11 protein-coding genes are annotated in these 14,248 nt (G+C 56.4%); 6 read left to right on the top strand and 5 right to left on the bottom strand.

Annotated features, from left to right (window positions below; all coding sequences use genetic code 11):
• Positions 1-27: 27 nt before the first annotated feature.
• Positions 28-1,107 carry an RAD52 family DNA repair protein gene (locus tag CAK95_RS27035; protein ID WP_086090776.1) on the bottom strand — a complete coding sequence of 360 codons (1,080 nt, stop codon included), beginning with the start codon at positions 1,105-1,107 and terminating at the stop codon, positions 28-30.
• Positions 1,107-1,607: a siphovirus Gp157 family protein gene (locus CAK95_RS27030; protein ID WP_086090775.1), complete on the bottom strand. Its 501-nt coding sequence runs from the start codon at positions 1,605-1,607 to the stop codon at positions 1,107-1,109. Before CAK95_RS27030 ends, CAK95_RS27035 begins: the two co-directional genes overlap by 1 nt.
• Positions 1,608-1,697: 90 nt before the next feature.
• Here CAK95_RS27030 and CAK95_RS27025 point away from each other — a divergent pair, with 90 nt between their 5' ends.
• The 6 genes from CAK95_RS27025 (at position 1,698) to CAK95_RS26995 (ending at position 7,117) form a co-directional block, all read left to right on the top strand.
• Positions 1,698-1,952: a helix-turn-helix domain-containing protein gene (locus CAK95_RS27025; protein WP_086090774.1), complete on the top strand. Its 255-nt coding sequence runs from the start codon at positions 1,698-1,700 to the stop codon at positions 1,950-1,952.
• 576 nt (positions 1,953-2,528) lie between these two features.
• Positions 2,529-3,641: an aminotransferase class I/II-fold pyridoxal phosphate-dependent enzyme gene (locus CAK95_RS27015; RefSeq protein WP_157699763.1), complete on the top strand. Its 1,113-nt coding sequence runs from the start codon at positions 2,529-2,531 to the stop codon at positions 3,639-3,641.
• A 151-nt stretch (positions 3,642-3,792) separates the two neighbouring features.
• Entirely contained in the window at positions 3,793-4,899 is a 1,107-nt protein-coding gene (locus tag CAK95_RS27010) for a TRAP transporter substrate-binding protein (RefSeq protein WP_147413570.1), read from the top strand.
• Positions 4,900-4,911: 12 nt separating this feature from the next.
• Entirely contained in the window at positions 4,912-5,430 is a 519-nt protein-coding gene (locus CAK95_RS27005; RefSeq protein WP_147413568.1) for a TRAP transporter small permease, read from the top strand.
• Complete coding sequence (locus CAK95_RS27000) at positions 5,427-6,725, top strand: TRAP transporter large permease (RefSeq protein WP_086090769.1); 1,299 nt, start codon at positions 5,427-5,429, stop codon at positions 6,723-6,725. Before CAK95_RS27005 ends, CAK95_RS27000 begins: the two co-directional genes overlap by 4 nt.
• A 140-nt stretch (positions 6,726-6,865) precedes the next feature.
• Positions 6,866-7,117 (top strand): hypothetical protein, encoded by a 252-nt coding sequence (locus CAK95_RS26995; protein ID WP_086090768.1) that lies wholly within the window; start codon positions 6,866-6,868, stop codon positions 7,115-7,117.
• A 248-nt stretch (positions 7,118-7,365) separates the two neighbouring features.
• Here CAK95_RS26995 and CAK95_RS26990 read toward each other — a convergent pair whose 3' ends face one another.
• The 3 genes from CAK95_RS26990 to CAK95_RS26980 form a co-directional block, all read right to left on the bottom strand.
• Positions 7,366-8,853, bottom strand: coding sequence for a methyltransferase domain-containing protein (locus CAK95_RS26990; protein ID WP_147413566.1), 1,488 nt, complete (start codon positions 8,851-8,853; stop codon positions 7,366-7,368).
• Between the two features lie 472 nt (positions 8,854-9,325).
• Positions 9,326-10,585: a hypothetical protein gene (locus tag CAK95_RS26985; protein WP_086090766.1), complete on the bottom strand. Its 1,260-nt coding sequence runs from the start codon at positions 10,583-10,585 to the stop codon at positions 9,326-9,328.
• Positions 10,586-10,667: 82 nt separating this feature from the next.
• Positions 10,668-14,075, bottom strand: a complete 3,408-nt coding sequence (locus CAK95_RS26980) for a hypothetical protein (protein ID WP_157699762.1) — start codon at positions 14,073-14,075, stop codon at positions 10,668-10,670.
• Between the last annotated feature and the right edge of the window lie 173 nt (positions 14,076-14,248).

The following is a 14,248-nucleotide window of genomic DNA, read 5'->3' as shown; positions in this document are numbered from 1 at the left end:
AGTAGGTCTTGGCCCAACACATTATTTCTACGGCCGCTTTTCATCATCATGGAGCGCTCCATTGGGCCGGTTCTCTCTGTCGATAGGTATGGCATTTCTTCCTCGCGATTGAACCCACAGGTCCTGAGCGATAGGCAATGGATCGATATCCAGATCAATCCACCATGCGATTTCATCTCCGCCATGGTGGAGTTGGCGGTGATGCGTTCGACACAACGGTACGGTGTATTCGTCGCTTACTTTTTTCGACATTGCGGAAGGCTGCGCAAACTTTAAATGGTGCGCATCTGACGGCGTTCGACTGCAGATGAGACAAGGCTGAGCTGCGACGAAGCGCAAGTGGTCGGCATCTCGACGGCGACGAGGGCGATCGATGAGAAGGCGGCCCATGGTTCCGTCGTGAAATGAGTCCTTTGGTGCTGCGGTCGGATCTGCTTTTGGGAGCTCGCTAAGGCCCTGTTGTGCTTTTGCAGCAAGCGCTGGAACAGTTGCGCTCTGAGCGGGATCATTTTTTGAGTTTTGCTCGTTACGGTCGGGTGGCAGAGACGCCGCCAGAAGGGTGGTTGCGTGAGATGGATTTGGCTGCGGTTGTGCGGGAACGTAGTAACGGCGGTTTGAATCCAGTTTCTGCAGCGTGCGTCGGCGTGCGATATCCTGGGGCCGGCGATCGGAGAGGGCCTGACGCTGACGGGTTCCGACATAGAGCGCTAAGCCGAATGGCTTGCCGAATGTTGCTAGGGCGCGCTTGGTCGCATCCGTTTCCGCCGTCTTGATCGCCTTCTCATGGGCCTCGCCCGCCGAGGATCCGTGAGCTTCACCAGTGCCGTATCCTTCACGGATGACGGTGTGCTCTTCCGCTCGAACCGTTACTCTAACTTTGGTGACGTAGAGCGCATGAAACGTACCGCGGTTCTCCCGTCCAATAATGCAGCGGCTTTCCAGCGTTTCTCGATTCCAAGCATCAAAGCCAAAGATGCGGTTAGCCTCCGATATGGCATACCATCCCTCGATGTATGACAATTCTTTGCCATTGACTTCGCGGGTCCGAATGTCACCTTCCTTTATATTCTGCTGCAGCTTACGAATTTGGGCAGTGGAAAAGGTCATCACTTGGCCCTCACTGTAAGGACTAGGCGAGGATCGCTAAGAGTAGCTCCGGCGATCTTCGCCCCGCTTTTCAGATCCGAAACGAGGCTTTGCCGGTTTAGTCGAGGCTCCGGTATCACCCAGTAAGAGTCAGGGATCGATTCTTCGTCATGAACCACCAGCGTCGGCGTACTTGACCGAAGGGAGATGGAAAGGTCGGGGGCAGTGACTTTCTTGATTTCGGTCTCGACCATAACGTCCCGGGCTATTTGTCGTCGTTTCGATGCCCGATCTTCAAAACGCCCGAGCCTCGCCTGCATCTCTGCAATTCTCGCCTTAAGGCCTTCCGCCAAGGCTTCGTCGGTGATCGCCGAGCGAACAATGGCCGCCACAATGTCGTGCAGGTCGGTTAGGCCCTCGACCGTGTCAGCTAACGTTTCTTCGTCGAGGTCAGGATTTTCCATTCCGAGCCGCTCCCTGATTGTGAGGTAGCTTGCTTTCGAAAAGGCGAGCATATTCATATAGATAACTCCTTATACATCAATAATGATGCACTACCGCTCGATTACGATGTCTTGTCAACCGCGACCAAATCGGGAACACTCGGAAATATGCTCTATCCGTCGCAGATTCGGGCCGCGAGGGCCCTTTTAGGCTGGCACCAGGAGGAGCTGGCGCGGCGGGCGAAGATCGGCCTTGCCACGATCCAAAGGCTGGAGCGGGCTGAAGATGGGCCTTTGATGGCGCATGTCACGACCCTGATGAAGCTGATGGAATGTTTCGAAGGCGCAGGCATCACGTTCCTGCGAAGCGATCAGTCCGGTGGCGTCGGCGTCCGAAAAGCGAAGGGGACAGGTCGGGCCTGATAACGACGTCAGGATCGTGCTATCGTGTTTGTCTGACGACCAAGATGTCGGAAGCTCTTGTGCTTAATCTAGAGATCAATGCCTTTGGTCCGGTGGATCAGGCTTGCGGCATTCAACAAGGTCGTGATCTCGTAAAGGATCTGTCGACATCGAGCGCGATCTCAATGCCTTTCGTCAGATTGCCGTTATCGCCGCAATACGTCGCTGCATCCTATGCGCCGTCCGTCTCACCTGAATTTGTGTGGAAGCGATGATCCGCCTCCATAATCGCGCATGTGATCAGGTAGCTCAGCGTGCCTTCCTGCAACCGCCATGCAATGGCTTGAGCCTCACGAAGAGGAGTTATCAGCGCCGCAGCTTCGGCCTAGTTATCCATGCTGTTTCCTATCATCAGATAGAGAGTAGCTCGTATCAGAAATTGCCTCGCCAGTGGTAGTGTAGGTCAGGAGCAGACAAAAAAAGAGGACCGTTCCCGTTGGCCGATCGCGGCAATGGTGGTTGTGTTATCGGTCGCTAACGCATCGCAATGAAAAGGCAGTTGTCGTGAAATCACAAAACGGCTCTCAAATGAGAGCGATGAAGCCAATCATTGGTGGACGAGTGGGTGCTCGCACCGAGCTCGATGGTCGTTCAGTCATCATGCTAACCGCCAACAACTATCTTGGGCTTGCCGGCGATTCGGAGGTGATTGAGCGTTCATGCGCCGCTGCCCACCAATACGGCAATGGGTCAACTCTCAATCCGCCACTTGCGACGACGCCCCTGCATGAGGAATTGTGCGACCGTCTCGCACTCTTCCACGGCACCGACGCGGCGCTTCTTTTCAATTCCTGCACGTCGGCAAATGTGGCTGTCGCATGCACCTTGGTTGGGAAGGGCGATCGCATCTTTAGCGACCGATTAAACCACGCGAGCATCATCGACGGCTGCAGACTGAGTGCAGCTGAAACGTGCATCTACAACAATCGCGATCTCGATCATCTGGAAATGTTCCTTTCAGAGCCGCATAGCGGCGCAAAACTCGTTATCAGCGACGGCGTTTTCAGCATGGAAGGAGATGAAGCGGATCTGCCGAACATGATCGCTCTCTGCAAACGCTACGGCGCTATCCTGGTGGTGGACGAAAGTCACGCGGCCGGCGTTATCGGTCCTGGTGGCCGTGGCACCGCTGCAGCGCAAGGTTGTGTAGGCAAGATTGATCTCTACACCGGAACGCTATCCAAGGCTTTTGGCGGCTTCGCTGGTGGATACGCGGCGGGCCGAACGGATCTCGTTCGCAAAATTCATGACGATGGGCGCTTCTACATGTTTACAACCGCAATCACGCCCGCGTCCGCGGCAGGAGCACTTGCCGCGATTGAGATCGTGATGGGGGACAATACGCGCCTCGCGACGCTCTCGGAAAATACCGCGCGGCTTCGCGCAGGGCTCAAGGCGTTGGGCCTGCGCATTCTTGGTCGTGATCATCCAATCACTCCAATTCTGGTAGGAGATGAGGAAAAGGCGCGCGAATTCAGCCGCGAACTCTTGCGGGAAGGGGTCTATATTGGTGCAATCTGCTTTCCGATCGTTCCCCACGGCGAAGCGAGGCTGCGGGCACAGCCGTCCGCGGCACACTCGGTTGCCGACATTGATGAAGTGGTTGCGGCGATCGGTGCTGCTGCGCGGCGCATCGGTCTGATCAATTAAGCCAGTTTGAACAATGATCTTTTGGCCAAGCCCGATCTATGGCGCGTAAATCGCGCAATTTAGTATCTAGCTCCGACGTGAAGCGTGCCTTGCATCAACCACAACAGGATATTCTGAGCGCCCTAGCGGCGTCCTGACGCGCAAAAACCACTTGACGGGCCGTAAGCTTGGTGGCCCGATCCCATTCATAAAAAGAAATAGGGGAGGATTAAATATGGCTCGCTTCGCCACTGCTGCCATTTACGGCAGCGCCGCGCTTGTTTTAGCAACATTTGCTGGCTGGTCATCCGCAGCGCATTCCCAGACCACCTTAACAATGTCGAGTTGGGTCCCGCCCTCGCATCTTCTAACGAAGGACGTTCTGTCCGTCTGGGCGCAAAACGTCGAGAAGGCAACGGAAGGCCGAGTGAAATTCCAGATGCTGGCCAAGCATCCTTCGGCTGCACCGGGGACCTTTGATGCCGTGAGGGATGGGCTCGTCGACGTTTCCTACGTCACTGCGAGCTACACCCCTGCTCGGCATATATTTCCATTGCTACCCGAGCTGCCGGGAGGCGGTGCGACCGCCGAAATTAATTCCGTGGCCTTCTCGCGTATTCATTGGAAGTATTTCCAGCCCGTGAACGAATACAAGGGTGTGAAACTGCTTGGCGTCTTCACGCATGGGCCAGGCCAGATGTTCAATACCAAGCGGCCCATCACCAAGGTCGAGGATTTGGCCGGCATGAAGATTCGCTCCGGCGGCGGCATCTCCGAACAGATGGCCCGTGCGCTCGGTGCCTCGGCATTCGTCAAGCCGGCACCTGAGTCCTATGAGCTTTTGAGCTCCGGCGTGGCCGACGGAACGTTTTTTCCGTTGGAATCGATCATCTCCTTCAAACTCGATTCGGTGGTGAAATACGCGACGCTTTTCCCGGGCGGTTTTTATGGGTCCGCATTCGGCTTCTTCATGAACGAGGACAAGTGGAACAAGCTCTCGAAAGCCGATCAGGATGCAATCATGTCGGTTTCGGGCGAAGCGTTGGCTCGTCTTGCTGGCAAGGCGTGGGATGCCACCGATCGCGCCGCGCTGGAGGTTATGAAAAAAGCCAATATTCAGATCGAGGAGGCATCGCCTGAGCTCATCAAGGGCGTGCAGGAGCGGTCGAAAGACATTATCGAGAAGTGGAAAAAAGACGCGACCGCCAAAGGCGTCGACGGCGCCAAGGTTTTCGCTGAGTTCCACGAGGAACTGAAACGCGTTGCAGCCAGCAATTAGCGGCATCGCGCTGTGTCGTCGAGAAGTTCTGAGAGCGTCGCCTGGCTCGACCGCGTGCTGGGCGCCGCTGCTGCCGTGTTGCTGCTTGGCCTGATGGCGGTCACGACGGTCGACGTGATCGGCCGTTACATTTTCAATTGGCCATTGCGCGGTGCCTTCGAGATCACCGAGCTCCTGTTGCTGGCGCTCGTGTTCGCAGGTCTACCGTTGGTCTCGCGGGCGGACGAGCACGTAACGCTCGATTTCATCGATCGGGCGCTCGGGGAACGGGGCCGCCTGCTGCTCCGCCGATTGGTGGATGTCATCTGTGGACTCATTATCCTGAGTCTGGCTTGGCGTGTTTTTGTCAAGGCCGGGAAGATTGCCGGCTATGCCGATACGACCGATGTGTTGCGAATACCGGTAGGGCCGTTCGTCTATTTCATGGCGCTGATGGTTGCGGTCACGGCCGTCGTCCACCTCATCAAGGCCATTCTTCCGGCTGCAGCCGAGCAGAAAGCTTTCGATCCCGACAAAGTGAGCCCGACATGACGGAAGCCCTGGTCGGCTTGGGCCTTATGATGGTGCTAGCGCTGCTGCGTATTCCGATTGCCATCGCCATGGGGGTCGTAGGCTTTCTCGGTGTCGCGTATCTGCGCGACTGGAATTTCGCACCTGCTATGGCGATGGTCGAAACCAAGGTTTACGAGACCGGGCGCAATTACACGCTATCCGTGATTCCGCTTTTTATTCTGATGGGTAACTTAGTCACGCGGGCCGGCATGTCGCAGGAGCTGTTTCGCGCCGCCTACGCATTTGTCGGCCATCTGCGTGGTGGGCTCGCGATGGCGACGGTGGTTGCCTGCGGCGGTTTTGGTGCCATCTGCGGCTCGTCGATTGCAACCGCAGCGACCATGGCCAAGGTCGCTTATCCCGCCATGAAAGAGCTCGGCTATTCGGACCGCTTATCCACCGGGTCGATTGCGGCGGGCGGAACGCTCGGCATCCTCATTCCGCCCTCAACCCTGTTAGTGATTTACGGGGTGATGACCGAGACCAATATTGGCAAGCTATTCGCCGCCGGCATCTTGCCCGGAATTCTTGCGACCTCTCTCTTGTGCTTTGCAGTGCAATGGACCGTCTTGAGGGACCCCAACTCCGGCCCTCGTGGCGAACGGTCCACATGGTGCCAGCGGATGCGCGCGGTCGAGGGCGTGTGGGCTGTAGCGCTCCTCTTCGTCGTCGTCATGGGCGGCATTTATGGCGGCGTCTTTACTGCCACGGAAGGCGCAGGTGCCGGCGCTTTTGGGGCATTGTGCTTTGCTCTCGCCCGCCGGGCTTTGTCGTGGCGCACGCTGCTCGATGCTCTCGTCGAATCGGGCCGCACTACGGCGATGCTGTTCGCCATCCTTACCGGCGCTTTGATGTTCGCCGAGTTCGTCAACTATACGACGATGCCAAACGACCTTAAAACGCTGGTCACTACGCTCAACCTGTCGCCGATCATGGTCGTTGCGGCGATCTGTGCCATCTACGTCATTCTCGGCACCGCGATGGAAGAGCTATCCATGATCCTTCTCACAGTGCCGGTGTTTTTCCCGCTCATCGTACATTTGGGACTCGATCCAATCTGGTTCGGCATTTTGATCGTTGTGGTTGTCGAGATCGGACTCATCAGCCCGCCGGTCGGCATGAACCTCTTCGTACTCCGTGCATTGCTGCCGCAGATTTCGACCAATACTTTGTTTCTGGGTGTGCTGCCGTTCGCTGTCGCCGACGTCGTCCGGCTCGGCATATTGATTGCGTTTCCCGCAATCTCGCTTTGGTTACCAAGCCTCATGCGGTGATCTTCTATCTGTAGATTCCTTAGGTCATGGTCGGCGACGGCAGCGGGCTCCTAGGTGTCCGGCATCAGCACCTTTGACACAGATTTAGCGGCTTGAAGGCTGGAGGATTTCTGGCTGATCGTAACCATCGAGGAGTGGAGATGAGACATAAATCCGAGCAATCAGAAACGTCTGAGCGGATTGTGAAGGATATTCGCCGGGCGACCCGCAAGCATTATTCGGCCGAAGAGAAGATCCGCATCGTTCTGGACGGTCTTCGCGCTTTTTCGGGTGATATCACCGCTTCGGGAAGCGATGATACTCTTACGCTTGGCGGTTCTGCCGAAGGTAGTTTCGATTTATCTTCGATCTGTGTACGCGGTAGCAAGAATCTCTTTATGAGCTTCAGCTAGTATGAGAAGATGGGCAGCGGCATCTGGACGGTGAGAGGAATCATCGGCGACGCAGGGCCGTGGACCATTCAGGAGGGCACGCTGCAGGTGGACCAAGCCGCCATATTATCGTATGACGACAGGTCCACGACGATATCATTAGTTACGCGTCGTAGTAAGGGAGTTTTGCGCTCCGGCATGGGTGCGTCCTCGAGAAAGCGGCCCAATCCGATCGACGTATGCGTCGGGCGTTTTGCCGAAGACCAATGCTATGATGGAACGCTGCCGATGCCTGCAATCAATTCGGTGACATGCTCGCGCCGTGTGTCGATGTCGTCGAATTGGATCAGGTCATTCTTATTCCAGAAAAATTGGTGATCGGCCGGCCATTTATCGTAATGAATGTGCATGCCGATTGCCCGCTCGGCCGGCGAGAACCTCGCAAGACGTTCCTTGAAGACTTTTCGTAGCGCCTGCGCCTGGTTTCTTAAGGGATAGTGCTTTAGAATAAATTTATACGGAAAGATGCGCCGCTCGGGGAACACGGCCTCATGCCCGCCGCTGGTCGCGAGTTCAACGGGCACCTTTCCTTGTCTCCAAGCCTTTATTTGCGAGCCGCGTGGCGGCCGGCGACCAAACTGAAAGTGATCAAGCACCGTTTCGACATTGAAGCCGTCGCGAAACCGATCGTCGATCGGCCGAAAATTGATGACTGTAAAATCGACGGCATTGAAGTCCATGCATTCTGCGACATACAACCCTTTCCGAAATGAGCAGTCAGACCAAGGCGACGTACGAATTTCATCCGCATCCTGGTGAATGATCCACCGGCCAGGATGTTGCTGCGCGATATCAGTCTTGCGCCTGAGAATTTGCTTCCATTCGAAATATAGCGCTGGCCCATCGGCCGGAAAGCGCTCCAGAACAAGCCCAGGATGGTCAAATCTTGCCAGCGTTTCGAACGTTCCGTCTTCGGACCAATTATCAATGACATGAACGTCAAATCCATCATTAAGCAACCCGATAACAACGCCAGGCGCAATGTCTCGCTCGTTATATGTTGCAATGATAGAGAGGGGACGAAACCGCTCTGGTACGCGCAGATTTTGTCGCTTGCTTGTCTGGTCGGCAATCGCGAGAATTGTTTTCTTCTCGAGGTCTCGGTTGTTGTTGACCGTCAGGCCGCAGAATGACGGTGCCAACCCGGCCGCCGACAGCAGCGCTTCAAACTCTTGTCGCGACCATTCTCTGGCATGCGCAGGATCGGCAGGCGGCCCCATATCATTGGGTCCGCGAACGCGATCCCGTTCTGGAGTGGTGATGATAATCGCTTTGGTCAGACGAGATATCTTCAAGAGCCCGGCCAGGAGATTTCTCGGATCGACAAGATGCTCAATCACGTCCGCGCAAATGACGACCGATTGCTTGATTTCACTCTCTTCGAGTCGAAGATTCAAGGCCGTTTCCAGATCAGCCTCGATCCAAGTTGCGGTCGGGAAGGTCTGCCGGCAAAACGCCAAGTTGGCACCACCATCAACGCCAATGGTCTTGAAGCCGGTCATCGCCATGAGATTTAGGGCGGAGCCGCAGCCAATGTCGATGATTGTTTTTGCGCCATATCGCGCGCCTAGAAATGCGGCTAGCGCATAGGCGTCTGGTTGATAGATCACGTCGCCGTCTGCGACAGGACGGTCACCGAAATGCGGAACGCTTGTCCTTGAGGTGTAACTGTTCTTGATAAAATAGCGATCGTCCAATTTCGGCGCCTCCAGCACTGGCTGCGGAACGTCGGGGGCGAAGTGGAATATGTGGGATACCCAAGTTCAACCCCGGGTACGATAGATTCGATGCAGTACGAAGCTCCGTTCAATTTAATCGTCTACGCGTATTGAACGCGGCTTGAACAGTCGAAGTTGTTCGGTATTGCCCACACAAAATCCGATCATGCGGAGAGAGTAACAAGCTCCGCCGAACGGAGTGTTTTCATCTCCGACTTCGCGGTTATCATATATATCTTACAGATTAACGTCTAGGCAACTCCGATATGCTCGCGCGCCCTCGTGCTCCAAAAAACCAACGATGCAGATGGGCAGATTCGCTGTGCTCCGGATGACCGGGATCAGAGCTAATAGAGAACTTGGCTCTTTATCATGCGGTCAGGCGTCGCCATCGATGGCGACGCCCATTTGCTTTACGCTAGCGATTGGCAGACGTTTGATCTGAACGACGCTAAGGGTTGCAGAAGTTGATGTTCGTCTTCATTGGTACGGAATAATGCTGGTTGTTAACGACATACTGGATCCATATGAGCCCATAATTTTCCGTGTCGGCGTTTGCGCAATAGCCCGTGATATCGCTTTTCAGCATAAAGAAATAAGCGTATCCATTGGTGAAATCGGCTCCTGTCAACGTGGAGACTTCGTATGAGGTGTAGTGCGGCGTCGTTCCGTCGTCTTGCTCCCAGGCGTCCAGATAGGCAGTAACGACGATCTGATCGGTGGCATTGCGCGTTTCACCGCCCACGCCGTTATAGTCGGGAATAGCCCAGTACATTTTGTCCTTGCTGTCGAAATCCTCGTACGTCAGCAGGGCTGGCGGGGTGGCGTCGACAATCTTCGGGTTGCTGTCTGGCTCCACGTACCGTACCGGCTTCAGATTGGTGTCATGGACATGGTTTACATCGTCCGGCCTCTGCAACGCCGTACCTGCAGCCGCGAAGTTCGTAATTTGTGAGCTGTTGGGCGACTGGCCGCCATAGATCATATAGGCGACGTTGTTCGAGCTAGTGGGGCCTGTCTGCATGTTGGCATAAGGCATGTCGAATGAGACCGATTGGCCACGGTATGAGCCGATTGTGATGACATGGCCGAGGACCGCGGGGTTATCTCCCTGACCCATCCAGGCGACAAACAGGGGGTTGCTACCGAAATTGTAGTTTGAGCCAAGGAAAGCCGACGTGGGATCCGTCAATGGCGGCAGTAGAGACTCGCCCTGCCATTGTTGGATCGTAACGAGGTTGTCTATGTCATCGGAGGGCATCGGCGCAGGGAGATTGTTATTCGTTATTGTATCCGTTCCGACGGTCCAAATCACGATGTTGGTACCAACCCAGGTTGACTTTTCCTCTGGCAGCTCTTGTTCCAAAACCATTGGCCGGAGAATTTCTTGCGACAGGGACGCCTTAATTTGGGGAATGCACGCTTTAAGCGAGCCCACATATAGGGTCGCCGTCCCGTCGGATCCCGTTTTTGTCGTTTGAGTGTTGGGGTTGAACTGATTCCCGGTGGTGTCAAAGAATTTAAGTGTTCCTGAATTGACGTTTGCATAGCTCCAGTACACCGGTATGTCCGGTTGTCCCTGAAGGCTTGTCTCGTCGACCACACCGACCGTGAGCGTAATGTAATAGTCGTCAGACGACGGGAAACCAGCGCTAGTCATTTGCAGCGCATTTAGGCGATTGGTCATGAGAGAAGCAATCTTGTTAGCCATGATGATCTCCTAGTTCAAATGGTTTGGTTTCGAAATTCAAAGCATCACGAAAAGCGTTGCCGAAAAAGGAATAGAGCCTTTTTCAGAATGTTGTATTGAGCGGGTATGTTTTTGAGAGTTTCGACCAACGGGTGCCGTTGGTCGGGTTCACCACCTTGTAATCGACCTGGACCTGGCTGAAGGCGTTTGTGTCTTTGGTCGGGATGTATCCGGCGGCGTATTGCTGCGGCAGGGTGAGGGTGACACTCTGGCCGGCCAGCAGCGGGCTGTTTGAGGGGAGCGGATAGATCACCGGAACGATGTTGTAGACCTGCTTGAGCTGTGGCGGCGTGAGCTGCGACATGAGCACGTCCTGGCCGGACAGGTAGAAGTACATGGTGATCACGTCTTCGTTCGGCTTCATCGCGCTGTAGGGATAGAGATCGACCTGCAGCCCGCCATTGATGATGTCCTTGGCTTCGATCGTCGCTCCATCGGGCATGTCGACAACGGGGGCGTTCAGGACCCGCGCGGCGCCGCCGGTGTCCGGCCCAAGCTGCGGCGTGCCGTTTGTCCGGAAGGTGAGCTGGCAGGATTTGAGGGCGGGCGTCACCCACATCAGCGCATTGGTGCCGGTCAGATTCAATGCGGCATAGGCCACATCGACCCCACCCTCGAGCGCAGGATCGGCCAGCCCGTCATAGACCAGTCGATTATTGAGCAGCAGCGCAACCTGGCTGCCGTTCGTGGCGTAACGGCTGGGCGGGAGACCGACCTTGAAGGTTGGCGCCGGCGATGGCGGGATATTCAGGGTGCCGTTGTTGGCGACGCCTGTCACGGTCGGTGTGGGCAGTACGCACGACAGCGGCGGGCTGTTGGTCGCCAGAACCAGCTTGCTTGGAATCGGCAGCGTCTGAGTTTTCCATTGTGCATTGAGATCGAACATTGTGGGGTTTTCCGAGCCGACCAGGAAGGTGCCGACCCCGTTGCTATCGGTGGTGAGAACATAATTGCCGTTCACGTTATCGAGCTCATCGCCGCTGCCGTCGGCCTTGAACATGGTCTCGGGCGCGGTAGCGGGGTTGGTCAGCAGCGTGATCTGCTGCGCGCCCTGCTGGCCCAGCACCTGCACCTGGCACTTGACGACCTGCGTGGGGTCGCCCGGTTTGATATCCTGGCCGCGCGCCGGGTTCTTCGCATAGGTTTTGTCGAGCATCACGCCGAGAAGGTTCTGGGTGATGGGCGTGACGAAGCGGGTGGTCAGTTCGTCGTAATCGTTGATGCCGGTCTGGATATTGGGCGACCATGCCTCGATCTTGGCATTGTTGATATCGGCGCCCTTGCTGGCGACCGCGGTGTTGGATGTGAATCCGCCGGTCGTATAGGTCACGGGCTCGTAGAAGGAGATCCGGTTGGCCGGGAAGGCGGTCCAGTAGACCGGGGTGTTATCCGGCACCGCTGTCTGGCAGTCGCCTTCATAATAATGGACCGAGAAGTCGTGCGGGTGGCCGATCGACAGTGGCGGCTCGTCGTCCGAGGTCAGATGCATGCAACCGGACTGCTGCACCTGCGCCTGGAAGGTGAGGGTGAGGTCGCCCTCGTCGGTCTCCTGCGCATTGAACGGATTGGTGGCGGTGGCAGTGATGGTGGCGTTGAACGGATTGTTGGTGTTGATCGCACTCACCGCGTTGGTGGCGACGCCCTCCACATCGGTGAGGGTCGGCAGGGTGCTCAGCAACTGGACATTGCCGGTATTGGCAGGATCGACTTGCCAGGTGATCGGCTGGTTTGACAGCGGCGTGCCGTCGAAGGTGGTGTAGGTCGCGGTGAGGAGATGCCAATCGCCTTCGGACAGCGGGCTGCCGTCGATCGATTCCACATCGATGATGCCTTCGTCGGCGGGCGGGTTGGCGCCCTGAACAAAGGATAGCGGGAACGGACAGGAGAGATCATATTCGCCGGTCGTCTGGTTGTAGGTCCGCGCATAGGCGACGACCTGCGTCCCCACGTTGGGACCGTAGGCGGTGAGCTGGGTTGTCGCCTGTCCACTGCTGTTGGTCTGGGATGGATTGGGTTCGAACACGAAGTGATGCGTGTCCGTCGATGAATCCGGCACCACCACCCAGGAGATCGGCTTCTGCTGGTTGTCGGCGGCGTGGTACGTCGCGGTCAGCTGATGCGGGTTATAGAGTGAGAGCTGTGTTGCATCGTCCTTCGATGTGATGGTGATCGGGCAGGGCTGGCTGCCGATCGAACCGAAGTAATTTGAGTTGAAAGTCACCCCGTTGATGTGATCGTAGCCGCTGGCTGTGATATAGGCCTGGCGATAGCCCACGGTCTCGGTACCGACCGCCATTACATGAATTTTGGCGTTGCCGTTAACATCGGTCATAGTCGGATAGGGCTGCGAAAACACGAACCGGTCCGCCGGTGTCGCCGACCAGGTGATCGGATGATCGACAAACGGATTGCCATTACCGTCGACGAAATTCACGTCGATCTCATGCCAAACCCCTGGGATGAACTCGTTATTGTCCTGCGAGCTGGGAGTTAATTTTCCCCAATTGGGAGACGACATGGTATCCATAACGGGTTGAACGAGCGCGCCTCTCGTGCGCCTGCCGTTGTCGGTGATTTCCACCCACATGGCCTCGGTATAGGTGCTGGCGTTTGGTTGTGTGCCCGGCCTGACAATATTGGTTGATATGCCACTGCCGTTCGTGGTCGTTAAGGAATTGTCGTAGTGCACATCGTCCGGTGCTGAAAACCAGTTGACGGCTTTGTTCCCGGGCGAAGCGTGATCGGCGCGCGTGTAGGTCGCCTGGAGCTGATTAACGATTGGGTTGAGCCAACCGTAATTACTGCTGATATTCGTCAGATCGATGGTGCCAAAGGGCGCCGGACCTGCAACGCAGGCATAAGTCTTGCTGCTCGAACTCTGTGTCGACCGCAGGGTAACCGTGAGATTGCCGAAAGCCAAATACGAGGTCAAAACGAAGTTGCTGAACAAACCTCTATCATCAGTGAACGTGGTCGCATTCGCCAAGATTGGCTGGAGAGCGCCTGACGGGTCGGAAACCTCCCACGAAACACCGCGATAGGCAGCCGGGGTGCCGTCGGCCTGAGCGCAATATCCGCTGATCAGCGTCCATACGCCGCCGGTGATGACGGCGCTGTTGGGATCGGCGCTGTTCACCGTGTCGTCGAGCGTGATCACGAGTGGACCGCCGACGGTGGTGCTGGCATGCAGACCGGTGTTGTCGGTGTCGCTTGAATCGTTCTTCGCCGTGACGGTGAGGCTCGCATCGTATGAGGCGATGGTGCCCAAGGTGCCAGGCTTGCTGAACGTGATTTGCGTCGTTGAATAGCCGTTCTCGTCGGTCGGCGGCAGATCGGCCGGGTAAACCGAGGCATAGCCGGACACGTCGGCATGGATCACCTCGTTCGGCTTGGGCTGGCCACTGCCATCGAGATAGCGAACCCAGACCGTGATGGCGGTGTCGACCGGCAACACATCGGTCGACGCCGGATACACGATCTTCAGGCTGTTCGCTCCGGTCGCCAGCGTCTCTGCATCGAACGACGGAGGCAGTGTACGCTTGCGTTGCGCGCGTTCGCGAGCTTGCTCGGGTGTGAGAGCGGGTGCTGTGAAAGAGCGGCGGACGATGTGGTTGGTGCTTATAC

It is taken from the genome of Pseudorhodoplanes sinuspersici (assembly GCF_002119765.1).
Taxonomy (GTDB): Bacteria; Pseudomonadota; Alphaproteobacteria; order Rhizobiales; family Xanthobacteraceae; genus Pseudorhodoplanes; species Pseudorhodoplanes sinuspersici.
This window is presented reverse-complemented; position numbering and strand designations above follow the sequence as displayed.

Excerpts from the sequence above, each read along its gene's own strand:
- CAK95_RS27025 (WP_086090774.1), top strand. The coding sequence starts at position 1,698 with ATGCTCTATCCGTCGCAGATTCGGGCCGCGAGGGCCCTTTTAGGCTGG.
- CAK95_RS26985 (WP_086090766.1), bottom strand. The coding sequence starts at position 10,585 with ATGGCTAACAAGATTGCTTCTCTCATGACCAATCGCCTAAATGCGCTG.
- CAK95_RS26995 (WP_086090768.1), top strand. The coding sequence starts at position 6,866 with ATGAGACATAAATCCGAGCAATCAGAAACGTCTGAGCGGATTGTGAAG.
- CAK95_RS27035 (WP_086090776.1), bottom strand. The coding sequence starts at position 1,107 with ATGACCTTTTCCACTGCCCAAATTCGTAAGCTGCAGCAGAATATAAAG.
- CAK95_RS27015 (WP_157699763.1), top strand. The coding sequence starts at position 2,529 with ATGAAGCCAATCATTGGTGGACGAGTGGGTGCTCGCACCGAGCTCGAT.
- CAK95_RS27030 (WP_086090775.1), bottom strand. The coding sequence starts at position 1,607 with ATGAATATGCTCGCCTTTTCGAAAGCAAGCTACCTCACAATCAGGGAG.
- CAK95_RS27000 (WP_086090769.1), top strand. The coding sequence starts at position 5,427 with ATGACGGAAGCCCTGGTCGGCTTGGGCCTTATGATGGTGCTAGCGCTG.